Here is a 23,212-nt window from a genome sequence, read left to right as displayed (position 1 = left end):
ATGGTCTGAGGGGTCCGGGGAGCGGCCGGGGTCTACGGGTCGAAGACCCCGGCCGGACTGTCAGACCTCTTCGACGCTGCTCGGCTCGCGCCGGGACAGGTCGATTCCGAGTTCCTCGGCGGCACGGAAGACGTCCTCGTCCGTGTCGCGCATCTCGATGGACATACCGTCACTGGACAGCACCTCCACATTGAGGCACAGGGACTGCATCTCCTTGATGAGCACCTTGAAGGACTCGGGGATGCCGGGCTCCGGAATGTTCTCGCCCTTGACGATGGCCTCGTAGACCTTCACGCGGCCGGTGACGTCGTCGGACTTGATGGTCAGCAGCTCCTGGAGGGCGTACGCGGCGCCGTACGCCTCCAGCGCCCACACCTCCATCTCACCGAAGCGCTGACCACCGAACTGGGCCTTACCACCCAGCGGCTGCTGGGTGATCATGGAGTACGGACCGGTCGAGCGGGCGTGCAGCTTGTCGTCGACCAGGTGGTGCAGCTTGAGGATGTACATGTACCCGATGGAGATCGGGTCCGGGAACGGCTCGCCGGAGCGGCCGTCGAACAGCCTCGCCTTGCCGGACGGCAGCACCATGCGGTCGCCGTCGCGGTTCGGGATGGTGTGCTCGAGCAGACCGGCCAGCTCGTCCTCGCGGGCGCCGTCGAAGACCGGGGTCGCGACGTTGGTGCGCGGCGCGACCTGGTCGGCCTCGATCGCCTGGAGGCGCTCGGCCCACTCGTCCGCGAGGCCGGAGACGTCCCAGCCCTGGCTGGCGAGCCAGCCGAGGTGGATCTCCAGGACCTGTCCCGGGTTCATTCGGGACGGCACACCCAGCGGGTTGAGGATGATGTCGACCGGGGTGCCGTCCTCCAGGAACGGCATGTCCTCGATCGGCAGGATCTTGGAGATGACGCCCTTGTTGCCGTGGCGTCCGGCGAGCTTGTCACCGTCGGTGATCTTGCGCTTCTGCGCGACGTAGACGCGCACCAGCTGGTTCACACCGGGGGGAAGCTCGTCGCCCTCCTCGCGGTCGAAGACGCGGACGCCGATGACCTTGCCGGTCTCGCCGTGCGGCACCTTCAGCGAGGTGTCACGGACCTCACGGGCCTTCTCACCGAAGATCGCGCGCAGCAGGCGCTCCTCGGGGGTCAGCTCGGTCTCGCCCTTGGGGGTCACCTTGCCGACGAGGATGTCACCGGCGATGACCTCGGCACCGATCCGGATGATGCCGCGCTCGTCGAGGTCGGCGAGGACCTCCTCGGAGACGTTCGGGATGTCCCGGGTGATCTCCTCCGGGCCGAGCTTGGTGTCACGGGCGTCGACCTCGTGCTCCTCGATGTGGATCGAGGAGAGGACGTCGTCCTGTACGAGGCGCTGCGACAGGATGATCGCGTCCTCGTAGTTGTGGCCCTCCCACGGCATGAAGGCGACGAGGAGGTTCTTGCCGAGCGCCATCTCGCCGTTCTCGGTGGCGGGACCGTCGGCCAGGACCTGGCCCTCGATGACCCGGTCGCCCTCGGTGACGACGACCTTCTGGTTGACCGAGGTGCCCTGGTTGGAGCGGGAGAACTTGGCGACGCGGTACGTGGTGTACGTGCCGTCGTCGTTGGCGACGGTGACGTAGTCGGCCGAGACCTCCTGGATGACACCGTCCTTCTCGGCCTTGATGACGTCACCGGCGTCGACGGCGCAGCGGTACTCCATGCCGGTGCCGACGAGCGGCGCCTCCGCCTTGATGAGCGGAACGGCCTGGCGCATCATGTTCGCGCCCATGAGGGCACGGTTGGCGTCGTCGTGCTCCAGGAAGGGGATCATCGCGGTCGCGACGGACACCATCTGGCGCGGGGAGACGTCCATGTAGTCGACGTCGTCGCCGGGGACGTAGTCGACCTCGCCGCCACGGCGGCGGACCAGGACGCGGGACTCCTCGAAGTGCAGGTCCTCGGTGAGCGGCGCGTTGGCCTGCGCGATGACGAAGCGGTCTTCCTCGTCGGCGGTCAGGTAGTCGACCTCGTCGGTGACGACACCGTCGGTGACCCTGCGGTACGGGGTCTCCACGAAGCCGAAGGCGTTGACCCGGCCGTAGGAGGCGAGCGAACCGATCAGACCGATGTTCGGGCCTTCGGGCGTCTCGATCGGGCACATGCGTCCGTAGTGGGACGGGTGCACGTCTCGGACCTCGAAGCCGGCCCGCTCACGGGAGAGACCACCCGGGCCGAGCGCGGACAGACGACGCTTGTGCGTCAGCCCGGACAGCGGGTTGTTCTGGTCCATGAACTGGGACAGCTGGCTGGTGCCGAAGAACTCCTTGATGGAGGCGACGACCGGCCGGATGTTGATCAGGGTCTGCGGCGTGATCGCCTCGACGTCCTGGGTGGTCATGCGCTCGCGCACGACGCGCTCCATACGGGCGAGACCCGTACGGACCTGGTTCTGGATCAGCTCGCCGACGTTGCGCAGGCGGCGGTTGCCGAAGTGGTCGATGTCGTCGGTCTCGACGACGATCTGGGTGCCGCTGTCGCCGACCGTCTCGGTCTCACCGGCGTGCAGCTTCACCAGGTACTTGATCGTCGCGATGATGTCCTCGACGGTCAGGATCCCGGCGTCCAGCGGGGCGTCGGCGCCCAGCTTCTTGTTCACCTTGTAGCGGCCGACCTTGGCGAGGTCGTAGCGCTTCGGGTTGAAGTAGAGGTTCTCGAGCAGCGTCTGCGCGGCCTCACGGGTGGGCGGCTCGCCCGGACGCAGCTTGCGGTAGATGTCGAGGAGCGCGTCGTCCTGGCCCTGGGTGTGGTCCTTCTCCAGGGTGGCGCGCATCGACTCGTACTCGCCGAACTCCTCCAGGATCTGCTCGGTGGTCCAGCCGAGCGCCTTGAGCAGCACGGTGACCGACTGCTTGCGCTTGCGGTCGACACGCACACCGACCATGTCGCGCTTGTCGATCTCCATCTCCAGCCAGGCACCCCGGGACGGGATGATCTTGGCGGTGAAGATGTCCTTGTCCGAGGTCTTGTCGATGTTGGAATCGAAGTAGACACCGGGCGAGCGGACGAGCTGCGAGACCACGACACGCTCGGTGCCGTTGATCACGAAGGTGCCCTTGTTCGTCATGAGCGGGAAGTCGCCCATGAAGACCGTCTGGGACTTGATCTCGCCGGTCTCATTGTTGGTGAACTCGGCGGTGACGAAGAGCGGGGCGGCGAACGTGAAGTCGCGCTCCTTGCACTCGTCGATGCTGTTCTTCGGCGGCTCGAAGCGGTGGTCGCGGAACGTCAGGGACATCGACCCGGAGAAGTCCTCGATCGGGGAGATCTCCTCGAAGATCTCCTCCAGACCGGACTTGGTGGGGACGTCCTGTCCACTGTCCAGAGCCGCCTCGACACGAGCCTTCCACGCGTCATTACCGAGCAGCCAGTCAAAGCTCTCGGTCTGCAGAGCAAGAAGGTTCGGAACCTCGAGGGGCTCCTTGATCTTTGCAAAGGAGATGCGCAGCGGGGCGGTGCTGGCGCCGTTGTTCGTATTCGCGGTCGAGGCAGTGCGCGAGGCGGCCAAGAGGGGGTCCTTCCGAGGGCTCGGACTCACTACGCGCGTACCGGCCCCATGCGGGAACTCAGAGCGGAAAAACTGGAGCAACCCGGTGAAAGGCCAGGTCAGGGCCGGTTTTTTCCTCTGTGCTCAAGCACGGGCATGCCCCTGGTGACGGGCAGGAGGCAGCTAACAGGCAGCGCAAAGGGTCAGTGTAGCCACTTGGCCCACTGATGTCCACTCCGGGTTTTCCGGGACCATCACGTGCCCCACGACCCTCGTTGTTCTCATCACTCGCGGTAAGCCATGCCCTCGATGCACATCGATACTGCCCTCTTCGCCACCGATCCATGCCTCGGATCAGAATCGGATCTGGCGACGCGTCCTGAGAATCGCGCGCCGCGTCCGGTTCGTCAAGGGCCCCCAGGCCAAACCGCATGCCGCGCTCGTCACTGCCGAGCGGCGCCCCGTGTGCCCTCGCCTCCCGGCGGGCCGGAGCGAAGATCACCCTACTCGCCGGAACCCGTCACGCAAGGGATGCCGATCCCCCGGCCCCGTCAACGCCGAAGGGCGACCACCCTGATGGGTGATCGCCCTTGGCGGTCCTGCCGTTACAGCCGGGAGCCCCGGCGGCGGGACGAAAGAGTCACGGGGACTCGTGAGGTCACTTGACCTCGACGGAGGCGCCGGCGCCCTTGAGGGCCTCGGCGGCCTTCTCCGCGGCGGCCTTGTCGACCTTCTCGAGGACCGGCTTCGGGGTGCCGTCGACGAGGTCCTTGGCCTCCTTCAGACCCAGCGAGGTCAGCTCACGCACGACCTTGATGACCTGGATCTTCTTGTCGCCGGCGCCGGTGAGGACGACGTCGAACTCGTCCTGCTCGGCAGCGGCCTCGGCGGCCGGGGCACCCGGGCCCGCGACGGCGACGGCGGCCGGAGCGGCAGCGGTGACGTCGAACTTCTCCTCGAAGGCCTTCACGAAGCCGGAGAGCTCGAGGAGGGTCATGTCCTCGAACTGGGCGAGCAGGTCTTCCTGGCTGAGCTTCGCCATGATGGGCGGTCCTTCCACTAATTCGGCTGGTGCCGGATGTACATGTGAGGCGGGCGTACGTCGGGCCCGCTGTCGACCGTCGCCCCTAGCGGGCGACGATCAATGTGCGAGCCGAATTACTCGGCACCGCCCTGCTCGTCCTTCTTGGCGCGAAGCGCTTCCGCGGTGCGGACGAACTTCGACGGGAGCGCCTGGAAGACAGCGGCCGCGGAGGACTGCTTGGCCTTCATGGCGCCCGCCAGCTTGGCGAGCAGAACCTCGCGGGACTCGAGGTCCGCAAGCTTCTTGATCTCGTCGGCGGACAGCGGCTTGCCGTCCATGACGCCACCCTTGACGACCAGGGCAGGGTTGTCCTTGGCGAAGTCACGGAGACTCTTCGCCGACTCCACCGGGTCACCGGTGACGAAGGCGATCGCCGTCGAGCCCTTGAACAGGTCGTCGAGCGTGGAGATCCCGGCCTCGTTGGCCGCGATCTTGGAAAGCGTGTTCTTCGACACGCGGTACGTAGCGTTCTCACCGAGCGAACGGCGCAGCTCCTTGAGCTGCGCCACGGTGAGACCGGTGTACTCGGTCAGCACAGCGGCGTTGGAGCTACGGAACTTGTCCGTCAGCTCGGCAACCGCAGCAGCCTTGTCGGGCCTCGCCATGAGCCTCGGCCTCCTTCCGGGTGAATACGACCGCGCGGACCCGAAGGAGGACTGGGAAAAACGAAACGCCCCGGCGCAGGTGCACGGGGCGTGAGCTCGACCGGTACCGGATTCGTTCATCGAATCGAGGCCGGGAGCGCTTCCACAGTCACCTACGCGGGTCGCCCGCATATTTCAGCGGATCCTTCGGCCACCGTTCTCTCGGCTGAGAGTCCGGTAAACGACCAGCGGTCTTTGGCTTCTGGTGAAGAGTACGGGAACGGCTCGCGTGCAAGCAAATCCGCGCCCGGGAGCCCGCGCACGCGCAAGTCCGCAGGCCGGGAAGGCGTACGGACCGGTCACCGCACCGGGGCGCGGCAACCGGTCCGTACCCGCCGCCCTTACTGCTGCGGCTGCTGCTTCAGGAGCTCCTGGAAGTCGACCGTGTCGTCGGCCGGCGGGGCCTCGGAGGTGACGTGGATTCCGTAGTTGCTGTAGTAGGCGGTGGAGTTCAGCGCGCCCTGGGCGGTGTCGGCCTTCTCGACCTTCTTGACCATCAGGTTCTCGTCGTTGACCCAGATGTCGATGGTCTCGGTGGTGATACCGGAGGCCTGGAGCTGCTTCTTGAGGTCGGCGAGCTGGTCGGCGCTCAGGTTGGAGTTCTTCGCCGCCAGGTCGGCCACCTCGACGGTGCCGCTGTAGTGCGTGGTCTGCTCGCCGCGCACCTTCTCCTCGCCGACCTTGCGCACGTCGCCGGAGGCGAGCAGCAGCTTCACCGACTGGTTCGGCGTGGAGTTCTGGAGCTGGTCCTTCATGTACGCGCCGCTGGAGCCGCCGACCAGGTCCTCCAGGTCGTCGTAGCTGTAGTGGATCCAGTGCTTGCCGTCGGCCTGCGCGGCGAAGGTGTCGCCCATCTTCGCGAAGTACTCGTCGGGCAGGTACCGGGCCTCGATCGAGCTGGAGCCCGCCTGCTGCATCTGCTGAGCCATCTGACCACCGGTGTACGTGATGGTCATGTTGCCCGTCGGACCGTCCTCCCAGGACAGCTCGCCCTTGGAGGTCATCGACAGGACGTTGCCGAGCGACATCGAGGCGTCGACCTCGGAGCTCTCCGCGGCGTCGGTGGACTCCTCCACCGAGCGCAGGGCCGTCATGGCGTTGGGGGCGTTGTTGCCCTCGGAGTCCGAGCCGTCGGTCTTGCCGGAGGCCTGCGGGCTCGCGACCGCCTTGTCGTCCTTCTTGTCGTCGGAGTCACCGCAGGCGGCGACCGATGTGAGGGCCGCGACCACGGCCACCGATATACCGAGACGGCGTACGTTCACGCTCTTCATTTCCCACCCCTGTGAATCCCAGATTTCTGAGCCTCTGCACGCTAGTACATGAGGTCTCGGACCGGTCCCGGGAACCAGACGGCCCCGCACCGCCGGGCGGTTGCGGAGCCGTCGGATCCCATGGCCGAAAAGCGCGCCTGGTGCGGGCTGTCGTCCGCCCGTCACCAAGGGCGCGGGCGGACGACGGCCACGGTCAGGAGGCGCCCATGGCCTCCATCTCCTTGGCGAAGTCGAAGGTGTCGGCGACCGGCGGGGCCTTCACCTCGACCGGTTTGTTGTAGTCGAGGAAGGTGATCGTCAGGTCCATCGGGCCCTTGGCGCCCTTGGCCCGCATCCGGAACTGCTTGGTGTGGTCCTCCTCGTCGGCCCACATGTCCATGGTGAAGGTCTTGATCCCCATGGACTCGTACTCCTTGAGGCTCTTCTCGCGGCTCTTGCGCTTCGGGCCGCTCGTGCCCTTCAGGGAGTCGCGCATCTGGTCGAGGGTCACGGTCCCCGTGTAGTGCTGGGTACGGACGCCTTCCACCGTCTCGGTGCCGACCAGCTTGAGGTCCTTGGAGCCGTTCAGGAAGGAGGTCTCCGCGGCCGGGTTCTTCTCGGCCTGGTTGGAGACGCCGTCCTCGCCCTCGGTGAGCTCCTTCTCGTCCATGGAGATCTTGATCCAGGACTTGTTGTCCAGCTCCGGGTCGGGCTTGCCGTTGCCGATGTACATCGTGCCGTCGATCAGCCGGAACTCACCGGTCTCGGGCGTCCCGGACTCGCTGGTCGTCGCCTTCATGCTGACGCGCAACGGGTCGATGCTCATCGCGGCCTCGGCCTGGACCTTGCCCTCGCCGGGCACGGTGCCCTTGGCCCGGTAGCGGAAGGAGGTCAGCTTCTCGCTGGCCTCCGTCGCCTTCTTGACCGCCGCGGCGGGCGCCAGGCGGGGCGAGGCCTCCGCCTGCTTGCGGCCCTCGGCCTTGGCGTCGCTCTTGCCGTCCTTGTCGGAGGACGACGAACACGCCGCCGCCCCGCACACCAGCGCCGCCGCCACTACGGCGACGCCCGCCTTCTTCCGTACCGCACGCATGGCTGAAGCCACGTCCCCACCCCTGAAACACATGGCCGGAAACAGGTGACTCCCCCCAAGGGACCTGCCTGATCCGGGCAATCGAAGAGAAATGATCCGAAGAAGTGCAAAGAGGAACTCAAATCAGCACTTCGGAGGGGACATTACCCGACCGCTGACCAGGGCCGCACACAGATTCCCCACGCCTCGGGTACGCAAAGGTCACAGGCGGGTTCGCGCCACCGCGGCCGGAACTCTCGTACGGCCCCGGAAACGGGAACGGGCCCCGCCCTCGTACCGGAAGTACGAAGTGCGGGGCCCGTCCCACAGCGCGTGCGCTGAGGGAGCGACTGCCGGAACTGAGCCAGGGCTCAGACGGCGGCCGGGTCCTCCTCGACGAGGAGGTTGCGGGTGCGGTTCGGGTCGAGCGGGATGCCCGGGCCCACGGTGGTGCTGAGGGCGGCCTTCTTGATGTAGCGGCCCTTGGCGGCGGACGGCTTCAGACGGAGGATCTCCTCCAGAGCCGCACCGTAGTTCTCCACCAGCTTGGTGTCGTCGAAGGACGCCTTGCCGATGATGAAGTGCAGGTTCGAGTGCTTGTCGACGCGGAACTCGATCTTGCCGCCCTTGATGTCGTTCACGGCCTTGGTGACGTCGGGGGTCACCGTGCCGGTCTTCGGGTTCGGCATCAGACCACGCGGACCGAGCACGCGGCCGAGGCGGCCGACCTTGCCCATGAGGTCCGGGGTGGCGACGACGGCGTCGAAGTCCAGGCGGCCCTTGGAGACCTCGTCGATCAGTTCGTCGGCGCCGACGATGTCGGCGCCCGCGGCACGCGCGGCCTCGGCACGGTCACCGGTCGCGAAGACCAGGACCCGGGCGGTCTTACCGGTGCCGTGCGGGAGGTTCACGGTGCCACGGACCATCTGGTCGGCCTTGCGCGGGTCGACACCCAGACGGAAGGCGACCTCGACGGTGGCGTCGAACTTGGCCGAGGAGGTCTCCTTGGCGAGGCGGACGGCCTCGAGCGGGGCGTACAGCTTCTCCCGGTCGATCTTGGCGTCCGCAGCGCGGAGGTTCTTGCTGCGCTTCACTTCTGCTCCTGAGGTAGTGCACCGGGCGGCCGCGCCGCACCGGCGGAAAAGGGAGTCGTGGTCCGGGCCGCGCTCGGCCCTGCCACAAGGTCGTACGGGGTGTGTCAGCCCTCGACGGTGATGCCCATGGAGCGGGCGGTACCGGCGATGATCTTCGACGCGGCGTCGAGGTCGTTGGCGTTGAGGTCGGGCATCTTGGTGGTGGCGATCTCGCGGACCTGCGCCTGGGTGATCTTGGCGACCTTGGTCTTGTGCGGCTCGCCGGAGCCCTTCTCCACGCCCGCGGCCTTGAGGATCATCTTCGCGGCCGGCGGGGTCTTGGTGATGAAGGTGAAGGAACGGTCCTCGTAGACCGTGATCTCCACCGGGATGACCCAGCCACGCTGCGACTCGGTCGCGGCGTTGTAGGCCTTGCAGAACTCCATGATGTTGACGCCGTGCTGACCCAGCGCGGGGCCGACCGGCGGAGCCGGGTTCGCGGCACCGGCCTGGATCTGGAGCTTGATCAGCCCCGTGACCTTCTTCTTCTTGGGAGGCATTAGCTCTCTCCGGGTCCTAGTGAGAGTGAGACTGCCCGCATCCGGTCATCCGGATGGAGGCATACCGCACAACGATAACGGTTCGCGACGCTGGGCCAAAAACGAGCAGGCCGGACGGCCCCTGAGGACCGCCCGGCCCGCGCTGTTCGCGCTGCCGATCGACAGGTGTTCGCGCTGGTCAGCAGACCTTGCTGGACGCCGCCTGGCCCGGCAGCGGCTCACCGGGGGCGCGCAGGGTGCCGACGCCCGCCGTGCAGTGGCTGGCGGTCGCGGCGGGGTCGGACCAGAACTCGGCGACGTTGGTGTTCACCCAGGACCGCTCCCCGTGCCGCAGGTCGTCGCTGTAGCTGTAGACGGCCGTACTGACGTCGTAGTCCTTGACCTTGTCCCGGTAGGCCTGCCAGACCCAGACGTAGCTGTAGTTGCGGTTGCAGTCGGACGAGTAGAACTGCTTGACGGAGGCGACGTGTTGACCGCCCTTGTCGATGTACGCGGTGGTGCCGATCTGCCGGGCGTCCGCGCAGACCCCGGCCGCCTGGGCCCGGGCGCTGAGCGGGTTGCCGGCCGCGGACGGCGCGGTGGACCTGGACTGCCGCTGCTTGTCGGGCGAGGGCGAAGGTCCGGTGCCCGCGAAGGCCGAGGAGGCCGGTACGAGAAGGGCCGCGGTACAGGCGATCGCGGAGATGACGGTGGTGCGAGCACGCATGGGATGTCCCCCTAGCTCGGCGAATGTCGGCCCGAATCACGTGGCGACCTCACGTGGCGACACGATCAACTCCCCTTAATTCAGGGCAGGTCGATACACATCACCGCAAAGGAAACTGTTAACGCGATTCGGTCACCAAGTCAGACCCGCGTCCCCCCTCGATGGTTGTGCCGCACCTCACACATCACCCGATCGAGTCGCCCACCGAACCACCGTTCCCGCTCCACGCGCGGCCGTGCGCTCCCCCGCGCACACGCCCGTGCGCACAGCCCCGTACGAACAGCGCGCACGCCCCCGTACGAACGCCGCCGGGCCCGGCCCCTCGTACGAGACGAGGAGACCGGGCCCGGCGGGCGGTGTCTGCGAACCGGACCTGAGGGGTCAGTTCTTCTGGATCTGGTCGAAGCTCAGCTCGACCGGGGTCTCGCGGCCGAAGATCTCCACGAGGCCCTTGACCTTCTTCGAGTCGGCGTTGATCTCGTTGATCGTGGCCTGGAGGGTGGCGAACGGGCCGTCGGTGACGGTGACCGAGTCGCCCACCTCGAAGTCCAGGACCTGGACCTCGACCTTGCGCTGCGGCGCCGGCTTGCCCTCGGCCTCGGCCGCCTCGCGGGCCGCCTTCTCCTCGGCCTCGGGGGCGAGCATCTTGACGATCTCGTCCAGGGTCAGCGGGTACGGGTCGTAGGCGTTGCCCACGAAGCCGGTGACGCCGGGGGTGTTGCGGACGACGCCCCAGGACTCGTTGGTCAGGTCCATGCGGACCAGCACATAGCCGGGCAGCTTGTTCTGACGGATCGTCTTGCGCTCGCCGTTCTTGATCTGGGCGACCTCTTCCTGCGGCACCTCGGCCTGGAAGATGAAGTCCTCGACGTTCAGCGAGACGGCGCGCTGCTCCAGGTTGGTCTTCACGCGGTTCTCGTAACCGGCGTAGGTGTGGATCACGTACCACTCGCCGGGCAGGGTGCGGAGTTCCTCACGCAGGGCCGCGACCGGGTCGACCGGCTCGGCCTCCTCGGCGGGCTCTTCCTCGTCGGTCTCCTCGGACTCACCCTCGGCGGCCTCCTCGGACTCGGCCTCTTCGGCGTCGTCGTCCTCGGCGGTCTCGGTGTTCTCGTCCTCGGTGGTCTCGTCCTCCGCGGCCTCGACCTCGGCCGTGGCCTCGTCCTCGACGTGTACGGCCTCTTCTTCGGCCGGTGCGCCCGCGGCGGCGTCGGCTGCCTCTGCCTGGTCCTCGTCCGCGGCCTCGACGATGTCCCGCTCGTCCTCAGCGGACTCGAAGCTCTCGCCCACAGACTCAGCGGCGTCGTTCAGGTTCGGGTCAGACACTGTGGCTGCTTCTTCCTGGATACAGAGTGGTGGAACGCGCGAATAGGGACGCCAGGGACGGCGTCCTTCGCTTTCGGCGGCTCAGCCGAAGACGTACTTCGCGACCTCGTCAAGCCCATAGTCAATCACGGTCACGAGACCGATCATGATGACAACGAAGACAATCACCACGGTGGTGTATGTCGTCAGCTGGCTCCGGGACGGCCAGACGACCTTGCGGAGTTCCGCGACGATCTGGCGGTAGAAGAGTGCGAGCCGCGCCAGCGGGCCCTTCTTGCCGCGCTTGCCGCCCTTGCGTGACTTCTTGGACTCGGCAGCCTCGTCCTGAGCATCAGGCTTGTCGATGGAGCCCACGGCGTCCGTCACTCGTCCTCACCTGATTCCCGGGTCGTGGCCGTGCCGCGCCCGGTCGAGCCGCACGGCGGTGCAGTACGTACATGCGCACACATCCTCGCGGAGTGTGTAGCAGGGCCGGAGGGACTTGAACCCCCAACCGCTGGTTTTGGAGACCAGTGCTCTACCAATTGAGCTACGACCCTTTGATTTCCCTCAACCTACCGCATCATTCCACGCCGTCCGGATCGCTCCGGATTCTTTGTGGATCAGCGGCGGCTGAAGGCCAACGAGGCATGAGTGTACGTGTTTCACGGGCGCACGTCGAACAGAAAGTCCCGCGGTGCGACGGGGCGGGCACCTTGATCGCTCGAGCGCACGGGTGTTCGTTGTGCGGAATGCCTGTGTCGGCGGCGTTCACCGTCTGGAAGCATGTCCTTCATGAGTGCTGCAACCTCACCCACCGAGCGCAGGGTCTCCGCCCGCGTCGGTGCGATCTCCGAGTCCGCCACCCTCGCCGTCGATGCCAAGGCCAAGGCCCTCAAGGCGGCCGGTCGTCCGGTCATCGGCTTCGGCGCGGGGGAACCCGACTTCCCGACCCCCGACTATGTCGTCGAGGCCGCCATCGAGGCGTGCAAGAACCCGAAGTACCACCGCTACACCCCGGCCGGCGGGCTGCCGGAGCTCAAGGCGGCGATCGCGGCGAAGACGCTGCGCGACTCCGGCTACGAGGTCGACGCCTCGCAGGTGCTCGTCACCAACGGCGGCAAGCAGGCCATCTACGAGGCCTTCGCCGCCATCCTCGACCCGGGCGACGAGGTCATCGTGCCCGCCCCGTACTGGACCACCTACCCCGAGTCGATCCGGCTCGCGGGCGGCGTGCCGGTCGAGGTCACCGCCGACGAGACCACCGGCTACCGGGTCTCCGTCGAGCAGCTGGAGGCCGCGCGCACCGAGCGTACGAAGGTCGTCCTGTTCGTCTCGCCGTCCAACCCGACCGGGGCCGTGTACCCGGAGGCCGAGGTCGAGGCCATCGGGCGCTGGGCCGTGGAGCACGGCCTGTGGGTGATGACGGACGAGATCTACGAGCACCTGGTCTACGGCGACGCGAAGTTCACCTCGCTCCCGGCGGTGCTGCCCGAGCTGCGCGACAAGTGCATCGTGGTCAACGGTGTCGCCAAGACGTACGCGATGACCGGCTGGCGGGTGGGCTGGATCATCGGCCCGAAGGACGTGGTCAAGGCGGCGACCAACCTCCAGTCGCACGCCACCTCCAACGTCTCCAACGTCGCGCAGGCCGCCGCGCTCGCCGCCGTCTCCGGCGACCTGGCCGCGGTCGACACCATGCGTGAGGCCTTCGACCGGCGCCGCCGCAAGATCGTGGAGATGCTGAGCGCGATCGACGGCGTGGTGTGCCCCGAGCCGGAGGGCGCCTTCTACGCGTACCCCTCGGTCAAGGGTCTGCTCGGCAAGGAGATCCGCGGCAAGCGCCCCGAGAGCTCGGTGGAGCTGGCCGCGCTCATCCTGGACGAGGTCGAGGTCGCGGTGGTGCCGGGCGAGGCCTTCGGTACGCCGGGCTACCTGCGTCTGTCCTACGCGCTGGGCGACGAGGACCTGGTCGAGGGTGTCTCGCGGATCCAGAAGCTGCTCGCGGAGGCCCGGGACTGATCCCGCCCCCGCGTCCGGCCACCACGACGGGGCCGCTCCTCCGACCGGAGGGGCGGCCCCGTCGTCGTACCAAATCGCTTGTGGGAGCGGGGAGTTGACCGTACGCGCGTCCGAGGGCGAAGGCGCACACACGTGCTCTCGGGCACACAAACGGTGAACTCGGCTACCGATGTGCCGCGGGCATACGGCAAGATCCTGGGATGGAGCGTGTACGAGAACTTCCCGACGTCCCTCCGCGCACGGCGTCCGGCCGTGATCTCGGCAAGTTGCCGAAGGCGCATCTGCATCTGCACTTCACCGGCTCCATGCGGCACACGACGCTGCTGGAGCTGGCCGAGAAGTACGGCGTCCACCTGCCGGAGGCCCTGCGCGATCCCGAGCCGCCCAAGCTGCGCGCCACCGATGAGCGCGGCTGGTTCCGCTTCCAGCGCCTGTACGACGCGGCCCGGTCCTGTCTGCGTGCGCCCGAGGACATCCAGCGGCTGGTGCGCGAGGCGGCCGAGGAGGACCTGGCGGACGGCTCCGGCTGGCTGGAGATCCAGGTCGACCCGACCTCGTACGCGCCGCGGCTCGGCGGGCTCATCCCGGCGCTGGAGGTCATCCTGGACGCGGTCGAGACGGCCTCCCGCGACACCGGGCTCCAGATGCGCGTACTGGTGGCCGCGAACCGGATGAAGCACCCGCTGGACGCGCGCACCCTGGCCCGGCTCGCGGTGCGTTACGCCGACCGCGGGGTGGTCGGCTTCGGTCTCTCGAACGACGAACGCCGGGGTATGGCACGGGACTTCGACCGTGCCTTCGCCATCGCGCGCGAGGGCGGACTGCTCTCCGCGCCGCACGGCGGCGAACTGACGGGGCCCTCCTCGGTACGCGACTGCCTGGACGACCTGCACGCCGGGCGGATCGGGCACGGGGTGCGCGCCGCCGAGGACCCGCGTCTGCTGAAGCGGCTCGCCGACCGCGAGATCACCTGCGAGGTGTGCCCGGCCTCCAATGTCGCCCTCGGCGTCTACGAGAAGCCCGGGGACGTACCCCTGCGCACCCTGTTCGAGGCCGGGGTGCCGATGGCGCTGGGCGCCGACGACCCGCTCCTGTTCGGCTCGCGGCTGACCGCGCAGTACGAGATCGCCCGGCGCCACCACGACTTCGAGGACGCCGAACTGGCCGAGCTGGCACGGCAGTCGATCCGCGCGTCGATGGCGCCCGAGGAGCATCGCGAGCGGCTGCTCGCGGGAGTGGACGCCTGGCTCACGGAGTGAGGGCGGCCACCCGGCTCACGGCGTGAGCCGGGGCCGGAGTCCTGGCCTCAGGCGATTCCGGCGAGCAGGGTGCGGGCCAGGCCCGCCGCGAACTCGTCGAGGGACTGCGGGGGTTCGCCGGTCTCGGTCATGTCGTAGACGAAGGCGCGGTGGGCGCAGGCGCCGAGCAGCAGCGAGGCGGCGGCGTGCGGGTCGGCGTCGGGGCGGATGCGGCCCGCGCGCTGCTCGGCGCCTAGGTAGGCGGCCAGGCCCTCGATGGGGCGGTGCGGTCCGGCGCCCAGTGCGCGCATGGCCTCGGTGTGCCGCTCCCTGAGCTGGGTCTGGGCGTAGAGCGAGGCGCCGATCGGGAAGCTCTGGCGGTAGAAGAGCGCGGCCTGCCGGGCGATCTCGATGAGGTTGCCCTCGACGGAGCGTTCCGGCGGGGCGGCGACGAGTTCGTCGAGCAGCGGGCCGAGCCGGGGCAGGCGTTCGGTGAGGACGCTGATGAACAGCTCCTCCTTGCTCGGGAAGTACTTGTACAACGCCGCCTCGGAACAGCCCGCCGCCTTCGCGATCTCCTTGGTGGTGACGCGGGCGAGGCCGAGGCGGAGCATCAGCTCGTGCGCCGCGTCGAGGATGCGGAGCCTGGTCGGCTGCTGCGGCATGGGGTCGCTGACTTCCTTCCGGGCGGTGACGGCGGGCAGTGGGTCCGGGCCGATGGGAGGCCCGGGGCTCCCGTATTGCGGTGGCGGACGGGACGACAGACGGTATCCGGCGCGCGGCCGGTTCCGCGGACACACCGGCGGATCGTACGGAGATGGCCCCCGGTAGGCTCCCGCTCGGTGGGTAAGTATTCACTCACCCGACGCGTGCTCCCGCACATACTTCTCAGGGGTTGTCACAATCACGCTCGCGGAGTCGTCCAAGAACTGTCATCAACGGTCATGAGTGCTCCCGCCGGAGCTCTCACGAGAGCTGGAGGTGCACCGATGCGGCTCACGGTGTTCGGAGCCACGGGCGGAGTCGGCCGGGAGATCGTGCGGCAGGCGCTGACCGCGGGCCACAAGGTGACGGCGGTCGTACGCGATCCCTCGAAGCTCGCGAGCGGCACGCCGCGACTCGAACTCGTACGCGCGGACCTGTCGGACCCCGAGGCGCTGCGGCCCGCGGTCGCCGGGAGCGACGCGGTGCTGTCCGGGCTCGGCGCGCGCAGCCGCCGGGACGCGAGCGCGGGCGTCGTCACCCGCCTCACCCGCAGCGTCCTCGCCGCGATGGAGGCGGAGGGCCGGGGGCGGCTGCTCGTCGTCAGCGCGGTGCCGGTGGGCGAGGCGCCCGCGGGCCAGCCGCTCCAGGACCGGCTCGCGCTGAAGGTGATCAGGTCGGTGCTCCGGGCCACCTACGCCGATCTGGCCCGGATGGAGGCCGAGTTGGCGTCCAGTGCCGCGGACTGGACGTGCGTACGCCCACCGCGCCTGCTCGACAGCCCGCTCAGCGGCAGCTACCGCAAGGTGGTCGGCGCCAATCCGCCGAGCGCGCGCACCATCGGCCGGGCGGACGTGGCGCACGCGATGCTGGCCCTGATCGACGACACGACGACGCTGCGGAAGCCGGTCGGGGTCGCGTACTGAGTCGTGTACTGAGCGGAAGCCGCGTACCGCGCGGGGCCCCTGGGCGCGCGCCGGTGTCAGATCTCGACGCCGACCGTCACCGGCTCGTTGACGAGGGTGATGCCGAAGGCCGCGTGGACCCCGGCCACCACTTCGCGGGCGAGGGTGAGCAGGTCCTCGGTGGTCGCGGAGCCGCGGTTGGTGAGGGCGAGGGTGTGCTTGGTGGAGATACGGGCGGGGCCCTCGCCGTAGCCCTTGGTGAAACCGGCCCGGTCGATCAGCCAGGCCGCGGAGGTCTTGGTGCGGCCCTGCCCGGCCGGGTACGCGGGCGGCTCGGTGTCCGGGCCGAGGCGCTCGGCCACCCGGCGCCGGAAGAGGGCGAAGCCCGCCTCGTCCAGGATCGGGTTGGTGAAGAAGGACCCGGCCGACCAGGTGTCGTGGTCCTCGGGGTCGAGCACCATGCCCTTGCCCGCACGCAGGGCGAGCACGGTCCTGCGGGCGTCCTCCAGCGGGACGCGGTCGCCGGTCCCGACGCCGAGGGCGCGGGCGGTCTCCGCGTATTTGACCGGTGCTGACAGACCCGCTTCGTCACTGAGCGAAAAGCGCACCCTGAGGACGACGAAACGGTCGGGTTCGGCCTTGAAGCGACTGTGGCGGTAGGCGAACCGGCACTCTTCGTTCGTCAGCGTGACCGTTTCGTGCGTCCGGCGGTCGTACGCGATCACCTCGGTGATCACCGAGGAGACCTCCTGGCCGTACGCGCCCACGTTCTGGATCGGGGTCGCGCCCGCCGAACCGGGGATACCGGCCAGGCACTCGATTCCGGCGAGACCGGCCTCGACGGTACGCGCGACGGCGTCCGTCCAGACCTCACCGGCGGCCAACTCCAGCTCGGTGCCGCGCAGTTCGAAGCCGCGGGTGGCGATGCGCAGCGCGGTGCCCTCGAAGCCCTTGTCCCCGATGACCAGATTGCTGCCGCCGCCGATCAGGAGCAGCGGGGTGCCCTCGGCGTCGGCGCGCCGGACGGTCTCGGTCACCTCGGCGTCCGTGGTGGCGGTGACCAGGCGGGTCGCGGGACCGCCGAGCCGGAAGGTGGTCAGCGGGGCGAGCGGGGCGTCATGGAGTTCCTGCACGGCCCAAGCCTACGGTCCGTGGCACGGTTGCCCGGCCACGGACCGTCGGGGCGTCCGCTCAGACCCCGGCTCCGGCACGCTCCGGCAGCGCGGCCCCGCGCCCGGCCTCCGGTCCGTTCCCGGGCTGCCCGCCGAACTGCCCGTCCTTGTCCAGCCCGGCGCCGCGCGGCATCAGCAGCGCCGCGACCGCGCCGAGAAGCACGACCCCCGAACCGATCCACAGCGCGGGCACGAGCCCGTCGACGAAGTCCTGCGGGTCGCGGTACCCGCCCCGGGCGGAGAAGACGGAGGCGAGTACGGCGATGCCGAGCGCGCCGCCGACCTCGCGCAGGGCGTTGTTGGCGCCGGAGGCGATGCCCTGTTCCCCGGTGCTCACGCTGGACATCACCAGGTGCGCGGCGGGCGCGAAGTACAGCGCCATGCCGACGCCGCTGATGATCAGGGCGGGCAGTTGGGCCGCGTACGACACATCGGTGGCGGCGACCATGGCGTACAGCGCGAGTCCGGCGGCCTGGAGGGTCAGGCCGAGCGCGACCACCGGGCGGCCGCCGATGCGGTCCGAGAGGATGCCCGCGAGCGGGGCGACGAGCATCGGTACGCCGGTCCACGGCAGCATCCGCAGCCCGGCCTCGGTGGGCGAGTGCCCGCCCACCACCTGCATGAACTGGCTGAGCAGGAAGATCGAGCCGAACATGCCGACGTACATCAGCAGGCTCGCGGCGTTGACGCCGCTGAAGGCACGGCTGCGGAACAGCCGCATCGGCAGCATGGGGCGCCGCGTGCGCTGCTCGTGCAGGACGAAGGCGACCAGGAGCGCGGCCCCGGAGAACAGGCTGAGCAGCACCAGGCTCTCGCTCCACGGGTGGCTGGAGGTGCGCACCAGCCCGTACACGATCCCGAACAGACCGCCGCTGGCGAGCACCGTGCCGACCGGGTCGAGGCGGGCGCCGGGCGCGTGGGACTCGGCGAGCCGGAGCCGGGCGAGCGGGAGCAGGAGCAGGCCGATCGGGACGTTGAGCCAGAAGATCCAGTGCCAGGAGATGTGTTCGGTCAGACCGCCGCCGATGAGCGGGCCGCAGGCCACCGCGAGCCCCTGGCAGGCGCTCCAGATGCCGAGCGCGGCGCCGCGCCGGGCCGCCGGGACGGCCGCGGTGAGCAGGGTGAGGGTGAGCGGCATCATCACGGCCGCGCCGACGCCCTGCACGGCACGCGCCGCGATCAGTTCCCCGATGCCGTCCGACAGGGCCGCCGCCGCGGAGGCCGCGGTGAAGACGGAGAGCCCGGCGAGGAAGAGCCGCCTGCGCCCGAACCGGTCACCGAGCGCGGCACCGAACATCAGCAGCGCGGCGAAGGTCAACGTATAGGCGCTGACGGTCCATTCGAGGTCGTCGAGCGAGCCTCCGAGGTCCTTGCGCAGCGAAGGCAGGGCGGTGGTGACGACGAGGTTGTCGAGGGCCGCCATGAATCCGGCGGCGCTGGTGATGACCAGCGCCCATATGGCGCGCGCACGGTCGGGCCCTGCGCTCGCACTGTCGTCGGTGCTGCTGTCGTCAGTACTGCTGTCGTCGGTGCTGTGCATAACTCCCCCAAGTGAGCTGTGATTCACGGGACTTGCGTGGCGGGTGCCTGGCTCGCCGGGTGCGTACGACGCGGCGGGAACAGGCGACGGCAATTAGTTATTGATCACTAACTTTCGCGGACAGCAGTAGGTACGGCGGATGCGGAACGTGACACGGCACGGCACGACCCGACAGGCCGCACCCACCACTCAGCCGACGTCACCGACCGGGCGGGCCTTCTCGTAGATCCCGTCCCAGACGCGGTGATCGGGCGGAAAGCCCATCGCACGAAGGACGTTGACGAGCATTCCGTACGCCATGAAGGTGGTGGTCTCCTCGATGTCAGCGCCGAGGGCCAGGTGCATGGCGTCCCAGACCTCCAGCCATTTGCGCCGGACCGCCGCCGCGAACTCCTCGTCGCCCGAGACCCGGGCGGCGGCAGCGGCGGCGAAGAGCTGGAGCTGAATGTCGAGCACCGCGGGATCCTCGGCGATCAGGGTCTGGTACGCCGCCCCCATCGCCTCGACGGCCTCGACACCCTCCACGCCTTCGCCGGCCCGCACCATGACGCCGCGCATCTTCTCCAGGCAACTCTCCACCGCGGCAAGGAAGATGGCCTGCTTGTTCGGGAAGAGCCGGAAGAGGTACGGCTGCGAGACGCCGACCCGCCGGGCGATGACCTCGGTGGACGTCCCCCGGTAACCGGTCCGCGCGAACTCCTCGACGGCCGCGGCGATCACCGCGGCCCGCCGCTCCTCTGCACTCATCCTGACCATGAAGAGAAAGTTAGTGGCCAATCACTAACTAAGCAAGTCCCTATCCACCGAAGCCCGTTGCCCGACTCCGCCCGGCAGCAAAAAGGGGCGCCCGCCGACAGCGAGCGCCCCCGAACCTCTTGGCGTAGCCAGGTCCCCCGGTCAGGCCAGGCGCACGACGGCGCGCGCCATGCCGAGGACCTTCTGTCCGCCGGACATCGCGGTCAGGTCGACCCGCACCCGGTTGTCGTCGAGCTTGGCCGCGACCTTGGCGCTGACCTCGATGGTGGCGCCCTCGTCGTCGTTGGGCACGACCACGGGCTTGGTGAAGCGGACGCCGTACTCGACGAGCGCGCCCGGGTCGCCGATCCAGTCGGTGACCACACGGGCGGCCTCGGCCATGGTGAACATGCCGTGCGCGATGACGTCGGGCAGGCCGACCTCGCGCGCGAACTTCTCGTTCCAGTGGATGGGGTTGAAGTCGCCGGAGGCGCCCGCGTAGCGCACCAGGGTCTCGCGGGTGACGTGGAAGGTCTGCGCGGGAAGCTCGGTCCCGGTCTCGACGTCCGCGTACGCGATCTTCGCTGCCGTGGTCATGCCGCGTCCTCCTTCGCCCGCGAGACGAGCTTGATCCAGGTGGTGACCACGTGCTCGCCGGACTCGTCCTCGATCTCGCCGCGGACGTCCACGATGTCGTTGCCCGCGAGGGACTTGATCGCCTCGATGGTGGAGGTGACCCTCAGCCGGTCACCGGCCCGTACCGGCCTGGTGTACGCGAACTTCTGGTCGCCGTGCACCACCCGGTCGTAGTCGAGCCCGAGCGCCGGGTCGTCGACCACGCGGCGGGCGGCGGCGAAGGCGATGGCGAACGAGAAGGTCGGCGGGGCGATGACATCGGCGTAGCCGAGCGCCTTCGCCGCCTCCGGGTCCGTGTACGCGGGATTGCCGTCGCCCACGGCCAGGGCGAACTCGCGGATCTTCTCGCGGCCGACCTCGTAGGAGTCGGCGGGCGGATACGTCCGCCCGACGAAGGACTGATCGAGCGCCATCGGCTCGGCACCTCCTGGGAGTCACAGACAGTTCGGGGCAAACGACGGGCCTGCCTCGAGGACCTGTGTACCGGACCGGGGTTGCCGGGCGGCGACCGTGTCGGAGGCGGGCGGCGAAGCGTCCCGGACGCTTGGTATCACGCGCGGGGAGAACGCCGCGAGGCCGCCCCCTGTGCGGGGACGGCCTCGCGATCGAGCCTGTTTTTATCGCGTCTCGCGGTGCGCGGTGTGCGCGTTGCAGCGCGGGCAGTGCTTCTTCATCTCAAGACGGTCCGGGTCGTTACGCCGGTTCTTCTTGGTGATGTAGTTCCGCTCCTTGCACTCCACGCAGGCCAGCGTGATCTTCGGGCGGACGTCGGTGGCAGCCACGTGAGTGCTCCTAGGACGAACTGATGGACAGATGTTTTAACGCAAAGAAGAGTAGCCGATCGAAGGACCGAGCCCACAATCGGCTACCGAGAGTAGCGGTGACCGGACTTGAACCGGTGACACAGCGATTATGAGCCGCTTGCTCTACCGACTGAGCTACACCGCTGCGATGCGATGCGGACCCCCGTACGAGACGGGAATTCTCACTGCATCAGAGCCCCAAAACGGAATCGAACCGTTGACCTTCTCCTTACCATGGAGACGCTCTGCCGACTGAGCTATTGGGGCGAGCGATGAAGACATTACACGCTCGCCGCCCGTTCGCCCAAATCCGTTTCAGGGCGGGCGGCCTCGCATGTTCCGGCGACCGTTCAGGTCTCGTTCACCCCCGCCCCGGGCGCCCCGGCGGCCACGACAGGGCACCGGCCACCGCTCCGCGCACGCCGTCCGCGACCACCCGTCGCACCGCTTGCGAAGCATCCGCGAGAGCCCTCGTGCGCCCGCCCGGACCGTCGCACCACACCGGTACGACTATTGCCCTCTTCCGCCCCCGCCGCCCGGCCCGGTCCTAGGCTCGGGTCACGCTGAGTGATCTTGCACGGAATGGGCGCCCTCCCCCGCGCCCGTGCGCCGGACCACGCGCCGTGCGCCGTACGAGTCCTCAGGGCCGAGTGCCGTACGAGCTCTGGAGCGCGATGCCCGACAGCCAGCCGCAGCAGCCGTCCTCACGGGGCCCGCGCCCCGGCGACGGCAGGTCCGAGCCCGCCTCACTGGTGCTCTGCGGTGCGCGCCTGACCGACGGCCGGACCGTGGACGTACGGCTGAACGCGGGCCGCATCACGGCCGTCACCCCCGCCGGCGCCCGCCCCGCCCCCACCCCCGCCACCCGCATCGACCTGCACGGCCACCTCCTCCTCCCCGCCCCGGTGGAACCGCACGCCCACTTCGACGTGGCGCTGACGGCGGAGGGGGATGGGGCGGGGAGCGGTCGCGGGAGGGCGGAGGGTTCGTCCCAACCGGCGGGCGGCGCCTGCCCGTTGCCCGGTCCCGCGTACCAGCCCGGCGACATCCAGCGGCGAGCGACCGAGGCGGCACTGCTCCAGCTCGGCCACGGGGCGACGGCGATGCGCTCGCACGTACGCGTCGGCGGGCCGCACGGGCTCGCCGGTCTCCAGGCCCTGCTCCGCGCCCGGCGTTCGCTGCACGGACTCGGCGAGCTGACGACGGTGGCGGTGGCGGGCGTGCTGACCGGCCGGGACGGGGCCGAGGGGCGGGCGCTGCTGCGGGACGCGGTCCGGATGGGGGCGAGCGCGGTCGGCGGCTGCCCGGACCTCGACCCGGACCCGGAGGGCCACATCACCGCCCTCCTCGAACTCGCCGCGGACTGCGGCTGCGCCGTCGACCTGCACCTGGACGGCGGCGCCCCGAAGCTCCTCGACCGGCTGGCCACGCTGGCGTCCGAGCTCGGCGTCGCGGTCACGGTCGGCCCCTGCGGCGGCCTTTCCCGCCTGCCGTACGAGTCCGCCGCGCGCGTCGCGGAACGGCTGGCCGGGGCGGGGGTCGGGGTGATCTGCCTTCCGCAGGGGGGATGCGGGATGGCGGGGTGGCGAGGCGGTTCGGGGGCGGAGTGTGAGGGCGGTCGGGGCGGCGGGGCGGGTGCGGAGTGTCAGGTCCAGGTCGGGCGGTGCTGCGGGCTCGGGCCGTCCGTGGTGGCGCCGGTGCGGCTGTTGGGTGCGGCGGGGGTGCGGCTGGCCGCCGGGAGCGGGGCGCTGCGGGACAGCGCGCGTCCGGTCGGCCGGGGCGACCCGCTGGAGGCCGCGTTCCTGCTCGCCGCCCAGCACGGGCTGAGCCCGGCGGCGGCCTACGCGGCCGTCTCGGCCGACGCCCGAGCCCTCCTGGGCCTGCCGGAGGTACGGATCGCCCCGGGCTTCCCGGCCGAACTCCTCGCCGTCCGGGGCACCGACCTGTCCGCCGCGCTGTCCCTCGCGTACAGCCGCATCGTCATCCACCGCGGCCGCGTCGTGGCGCGTACCAGCGCGGTGCGCGAGTACTGCGACTCGGCGGTGGCGGCGGGCTTCGACCTGCCGCGTCAGGTGCGGGTGCCCGGGGGTGGGGGCAGCGGGGGTGCGGGGGCGGACGGGGACGCCGGCGGGGGCAGGTAGGGCGGGGCAACCGAGGCCGGGGGCAAGGCTGTTGAAGGCGTGGGGGTGGGGCGGTGTGGGGGGTGGGGCGGCGTTGCGGTGGGGTGGTGGGGCGGTGGGGCG

The 23,212-nt window shown here is 69.4% G+C and carries 21 protein-coding genes and 3 tRNA genes; 4 read left to right on the top strand and 20 right to left on the bottom strand.

Annotated features, from left to right (window positions below; translation table 11 throughout):
- Window positions 1–60: 60 nt before the first annotated feature.
- The 11 genes from rpoB to HUT18_RS21605 form a co-directional block, all read right to left on the bottom strand.
- Window positions 61–3,546 (bottom strand): DNA-directed RNA polymerase subunit beta, encoded by a 3,486-nt coding sequence (gene rpoB, locus HUT18_RS21655; RefSeq protein ID WP_176102238.1) that lies wholly within the window; start codon window positions 3,544–3,546, stop codon window positions 61–63.
- 637 nt (window positions 3,547–4,183) lie between these two features.
- Window positions 4,184–4,567, bottom strand: coding sequence for a 50S ribosomal protein L7/L12 (rplL, locus tag HUT18_RS21650; protein ID WP_176102237.1), 384 nt, complete (start codon window positions 4,565–4,567; stop codon window positions 4,184–4,186).
- A 116-nt stretch (window positions 4,568–4,683) separates the two neighbouring features.
- Window positions 4,684–5,214: a 50S ribosomal protein L10 gene (gene rplJ / locus HUT18_RS21645; protein WP_176102236.1), complete on the bottom strand. Its 531-nt coding sequence runs from the start codon at window positions 5,212–5,214 to the stop codon at window positions 4,684–4,686.
- Between the two features lie 380 nt (window positions 5,215–5,594).
- Complete coding sequence (locus tag HUT18_RS21640; RefSeq protein ID WP_176102235.1) at window positions 5,595–6,524, bottom strand: hypothetical protein; 930 nt, start codon at window positions 6,522–6,524, stop codon at window positions 5,595–5,597.
- A 193-nt stretch (window positions 6,525–6,717) separates the two neighbouring features.
- Window positions 6,718–7,605, bottom strand: coding sequence for a DUF1396 domain-containing protein (locus tag HUT18_RS21635; RefSeq protein WP_254878743.1), 888 nt, complete (start codon window positions 7,603–7,605; stop codon window positions 6,718–6,720).
- 338 nt (window positions 7,606–7,943) lie between these two features.
- Window positions 7,944–8,666 (bottom strand): 50S ribosomal protein L1, encoded by a 723-nt coding sequence (rplA, locus tag HUT18_RS21630; RefSeq protein ID WP_176102234.1) that lies wholly within the window; start codon window positions 8,664–8,666, stop codon window positions 7,944–7,946.
- Between the two features lie 104 nt (window positions 8,667–8,770).
- Window positions 8,771–9,205, bottom strand: a complete 435-nt coding sequence (gene rplK, locus HUT18_RS21625) for a 50S ribosomal protein L11 (protein ID WP_030359033.1) — start codon at window positions 9,203–9,205, stop codon at window positions 8,771–8,773.
- A gap of 178 nt (window positions 9,206–9,383) precedes the next feature.
- Complete coding sequence (locus HUT18_RS21620; RefSeq protein WP_176102233.1) at window positions 9,384–9,911, bottom strand: hypothetical protein; 528 nt, start codon at window positions 9,909–9,911, stop codon at window positions 9,384–9,386.
- A 381-nt stretch (window positions 9,912–10,292) separates the two neighbouring features.
- A complete protein-coding gene (nusG, locus tag HUT18_RS21615) occupies window positions 10,293–11,237 on the bottom strand; it encodes a transcription termination/antitermination protein NusG (RefSeq protein WP_176102232.1) in 945 nt (314 codons plus the stop codon).
- Between the two features lie 81 nt (window positions 11,238–11,318).
- Window positions 11,319–11,603: a preprotein translocase subunit SecE gene (gene secE, locus HUT18_RS21610; protein ID WP_176102231.1), complete on the bottom strand. Its 285-nt coding sequence runs from the start codon at window positions 11,601–11,603 to the stop codon at window positions 11,319–11,321.
- Window positions 11,604–11,703: 100 nt separating this feature from the next.
- Window positions 11,704–11,776: transfer RNA gene (locus tag HUT18_RS21605), tRNA-Trp, on the bottom strand.
- A 235-nt stretch (window positions 11,777–12,011) separates the two neighbouring features.
- On the opposite strand from HUT18_RS21605, the gene HUT18_RS21600 reads away from it, so the two are divergent.
- Window positions 12,012–13,238 carry a pyridoxal phosphate-dependent aminotransferase gene (locus HUT18_RS21600; protein ID WP_176102230.1) on the top strand — a complete coding sequence of 409 codons (1,227 nt, stop codon included), beginning with the start codon at window positions 12,012–12,014 and terminating at the stop codon, window positions 13,236–13,238.
- 200 nt (window positions 13,239–13,438) lie between these two features.
- Window positions 13,439–14,497 carry an adenosine deaminase gene (locus tag HUT18_RS21595; RefSeq protein WP_176102229.1) on the top strand — a complete coding sequence of 353 codons (1,059 nt, stop codon included), beginning with the start codon at window positions 13,439–13,441 and terminating at the stop codon, window positions 14,495–14,497.
- Window positions 14,498–14,544: 47 nt separating this feature from the next.
- Here the strand turns inward: HUT18_RS21595 and HUT18_RS21590 are convergent, their stop codons facing one another.
- Window positions 14,545–15,141 (bottom strand): TetR/AcrR family transcriptional regulator, encoded by a 597-nt coding sequence (locus HUT18_RS21590; RefSeq protein ID WP_176102228.1) that lies wholly within the window; start codon window positions 15,139–15,141, stop codon window positions 14,545–14,547.
- A 324-nt stretch (window positions 15,142–15,465) separates the two neighbouring features.
- On the opposite strand from HUT18_RS21590, the gene HUT18_RS21585 reads away from it, so the two are divergent.
- Complete coding sequence (locus tag HUT18_RS21585) at window positions 15,466–16,104, top strand: NAD(P)-dependent oxidoreductase (RefSeq protein WP_176102227.1); 639 nt, start codon at window positions 15,466–15,468, stop codon at window positions 16,102–16,104.
- Window positions 16,105–16,160: 56 nt separating this feature from the next.
- On the opposite strand, the gene HUT18_RS21580 is transcribed toward HUT18_RS21585, so the two are convergent.
- From HUT18_RS21580 to HUT18_RS21545, 8 genes are all read right to left on the bottom strand, one after another.
- Window positions 16,161–17,216: a UDP-N-acetylmuramate dehydrogenase gene (locus HUT18_RS21580; RefSeq protein WP_176102226.1), complete on the bottom strand. Its 1,056-nt coding sequence runs from the start codon at window positions 17,214–17,216 to the stop codon at window positions 16,161–16,163.
- Between the two features lie 58 nt (window positions 17,217–17,274).
- Window positions 17,275–18,795 carry a DHA2 family efflux MFS transporter permease subunit gene (locus HUT18_RS21575; protein WP_176102225.1) on the bottom strand — a complete coding sequence of 507 codons (1,521 nt, stop codon included), beginning with the start codon at window positions 18,793–18,795 and terminating at the stop codon, window positions 17,275–17,277.
- Window positions 18,796–18,984: 189 nt separating this feature from the next.
- Window positions 18,985–19,551: a TetR/AcrR family transcriptional regulator gene (locus tag HUT18_RS21570; RefSeq protein ID WP_176102224.1), complete on the bottom strand. Its 567-nt coding sequence runs from the start codon at window positions 19,549–19,551 to the stop codon at window positions 18,985–18,987.
- A 141-nt stretch (window positions 19,552–19,692) separates the two neighbouring features.
- Entirely contained in the window at window positions 19,693–20,127 is a 435-nt protein-coding gene (locus HUT18_RS21565; protein WP_176102223.1) for a MaoC family dehydratase, read from the bottom strand.
- On the bottom strand, window positions 20,124–20,579 hold the full coding sequence (locus HUT18_RS21560; protein WP_176102222.1) for a MaoC family dehydratase N-terminal domain-containing protein: 456 nt from the start codon (window positions 20,577–20,579) through the stop codon (window positions 20,124–20,126). Before HUT18_RS21560 ends, HUT18_RS21565 begins: the two co-directional genes overlap by 4 nt.
- A 204-nt stretch (window positions 20,580–20,783) precedes the next feature.
- The gene (gene rpmG / locus HUT18_RS21555; RefSeq protein ID WP_004571794.1) at window positions 20,784–20,948 is read right to left on the bottom strand and encodes a 50S ribosomal protein L33; all 165 of its coding nucleotides are present in this window, start codon (window positions 20,946–20,948) and stop codon (window positions 20,784–20,786) included.
- 93 nt (window positions 20,949–21,041) lie between these two features.
- Window positions 21,042–21,114 (bottom strand) — tRNA-Met (locus HUT18_RS21550).
- 49 nt (window positions 21,115–21,163) lie between these two features.
- Window positions 21,164–21,236, bottom strand: a tRNA-Thr gene (locus tag HUT18_RS21545).
- Window positions 21,237–21,643: 407 nt separating this feature from the next.
- On the opposite strand from HUT18_RS21545, the gene HUT18_RS21540 reads away from it, so the two are divergent.
- Complete coding sequence (locus tag HUT18_RS21540) at window positions 21,644–23,110, top strand: amidohydrolase family protein (protein ID WP_176102221.1); 1,467 nt, start codon at window positions 21,644–21,646, stop codon at window positions 23,108–23,110.
- Window positions 23,111–23,212: the final 102 nt, after the last annotated feature.

The organism is Streptomyces sp. NA04227, assembly GCF_013364195.1.
In the GTDB taxonomy this organism is placed as follows: Bacteria; Actinomycetota; Actinomycetes; order Streptomycetales; family Streptomycetaceae; genus Streptomyces.
This window is presented reverse-complemented; position numbering and strand designations above follow the sequence as displayed.

Excerpts from the sequence above, each read along its gene's own strand:
- rplL (WP_176102237.1), bottom strand. The coding sequence starts at position 4,567 with ATGGCGAAGCTCAGCCAGGAAGACCTGCTCGCCCAGTTCGAGGACATG.
- rplJ (WP_176102236.1), bottom strand. The coding sequence starts at position 5,214 with ATGGCGAGGCCCGACAAGGCTGCTGCGGTTGCCGAGCTGACGGACAAG.
- HUT18_RS21640 (WP_176102235.1), bottom strand. The coding sequence starts at position 6,524 with ATGAAGAGCGTGAACGTACGCCGTCTCGGTATATCGGTGGCCGTGGTC.
- rplK (WP_030359033.1), bottom strand. The coding sequence starts at position 9,205 with ATGCCTCCCAAGAAGAAGAAGGTCACGGGGCTGATCAAGCTCCAGATC.
- HUT18_RS21620 (WP_176102233.1), bottom strand. The coding sequence starts at position 9,911 with ATGCGTGCTCGCACCACCGTCATCTCCGCGATCGCCTGTACCGCGGCC.
- HUT18_RS21600 (WP_176102230.1), top strand. The coding sequence starts at position 12,012 with ATGAGTGCTGCAACCTCACCCACCGAGCGCAGGGTCTCCGCCCGCGTC.
- HUT18_RS21595 (WP_176102229.1), top strand. The coding sequence starts at position 13,439 with ATGGAGCGTGTACGAGAACTTCCCGACGTCCCTCCGCGCACGGCGTCC.
- HUT18_RS21590 (WP_176102228.1), bottom strand. The coding sequence starts at position 15,141 with ATGCCGCAGCAGCCGACCAGGCTCCGCATCCTCGACGCGGCGCACGAG.
- HUT18_RS21585 (WP_176102227.1), top strand. The coding sequence starts at position 15,466 with ATGCGGCTCACGGTGTTCGGAGCCACGGGCGGAGTCGGCCGGGAGATC.
- HUT18_RS21575 (WP_176102225.1), bottom strand. The coding sequence starts at position 18,795 with ATGCACAGCACCGACGACAGCAGTACTGACGACAGCAGCACCGACGAC.
- HUT18_RS21570 (WP_176102224.1), bottom strand. The coding sequence starts at position 19,551 with ATGGTCAGGATGAGTGCAGAGGAGCGGCGGGCCGCGGTGATCGCCGCG.
- HUT18_RS21565 (WP_176102223.1), bottom strand. The coding sequence starts at position 20,127 with ATGACCACGGCAGCGAAGATCGCGTACGCGGACGTCGAGACCGGGACC.
- HUT18_RS21560 (WP_176102222.1), bottom strand. The coding sequence starts at position 20,579 with ATGGCGCTCGATCAGTCCTTCGTCGGGCGGACGTATCCGCCCGCCGAC.
- HUT18_RS21540 (WP_176102221.1), top strand. The coding sequence starts at position 21,644 with ATGCCCGACAGCCAGCCGCAGCAGCCGTCCTCACGGGGCCCGCGCCCC.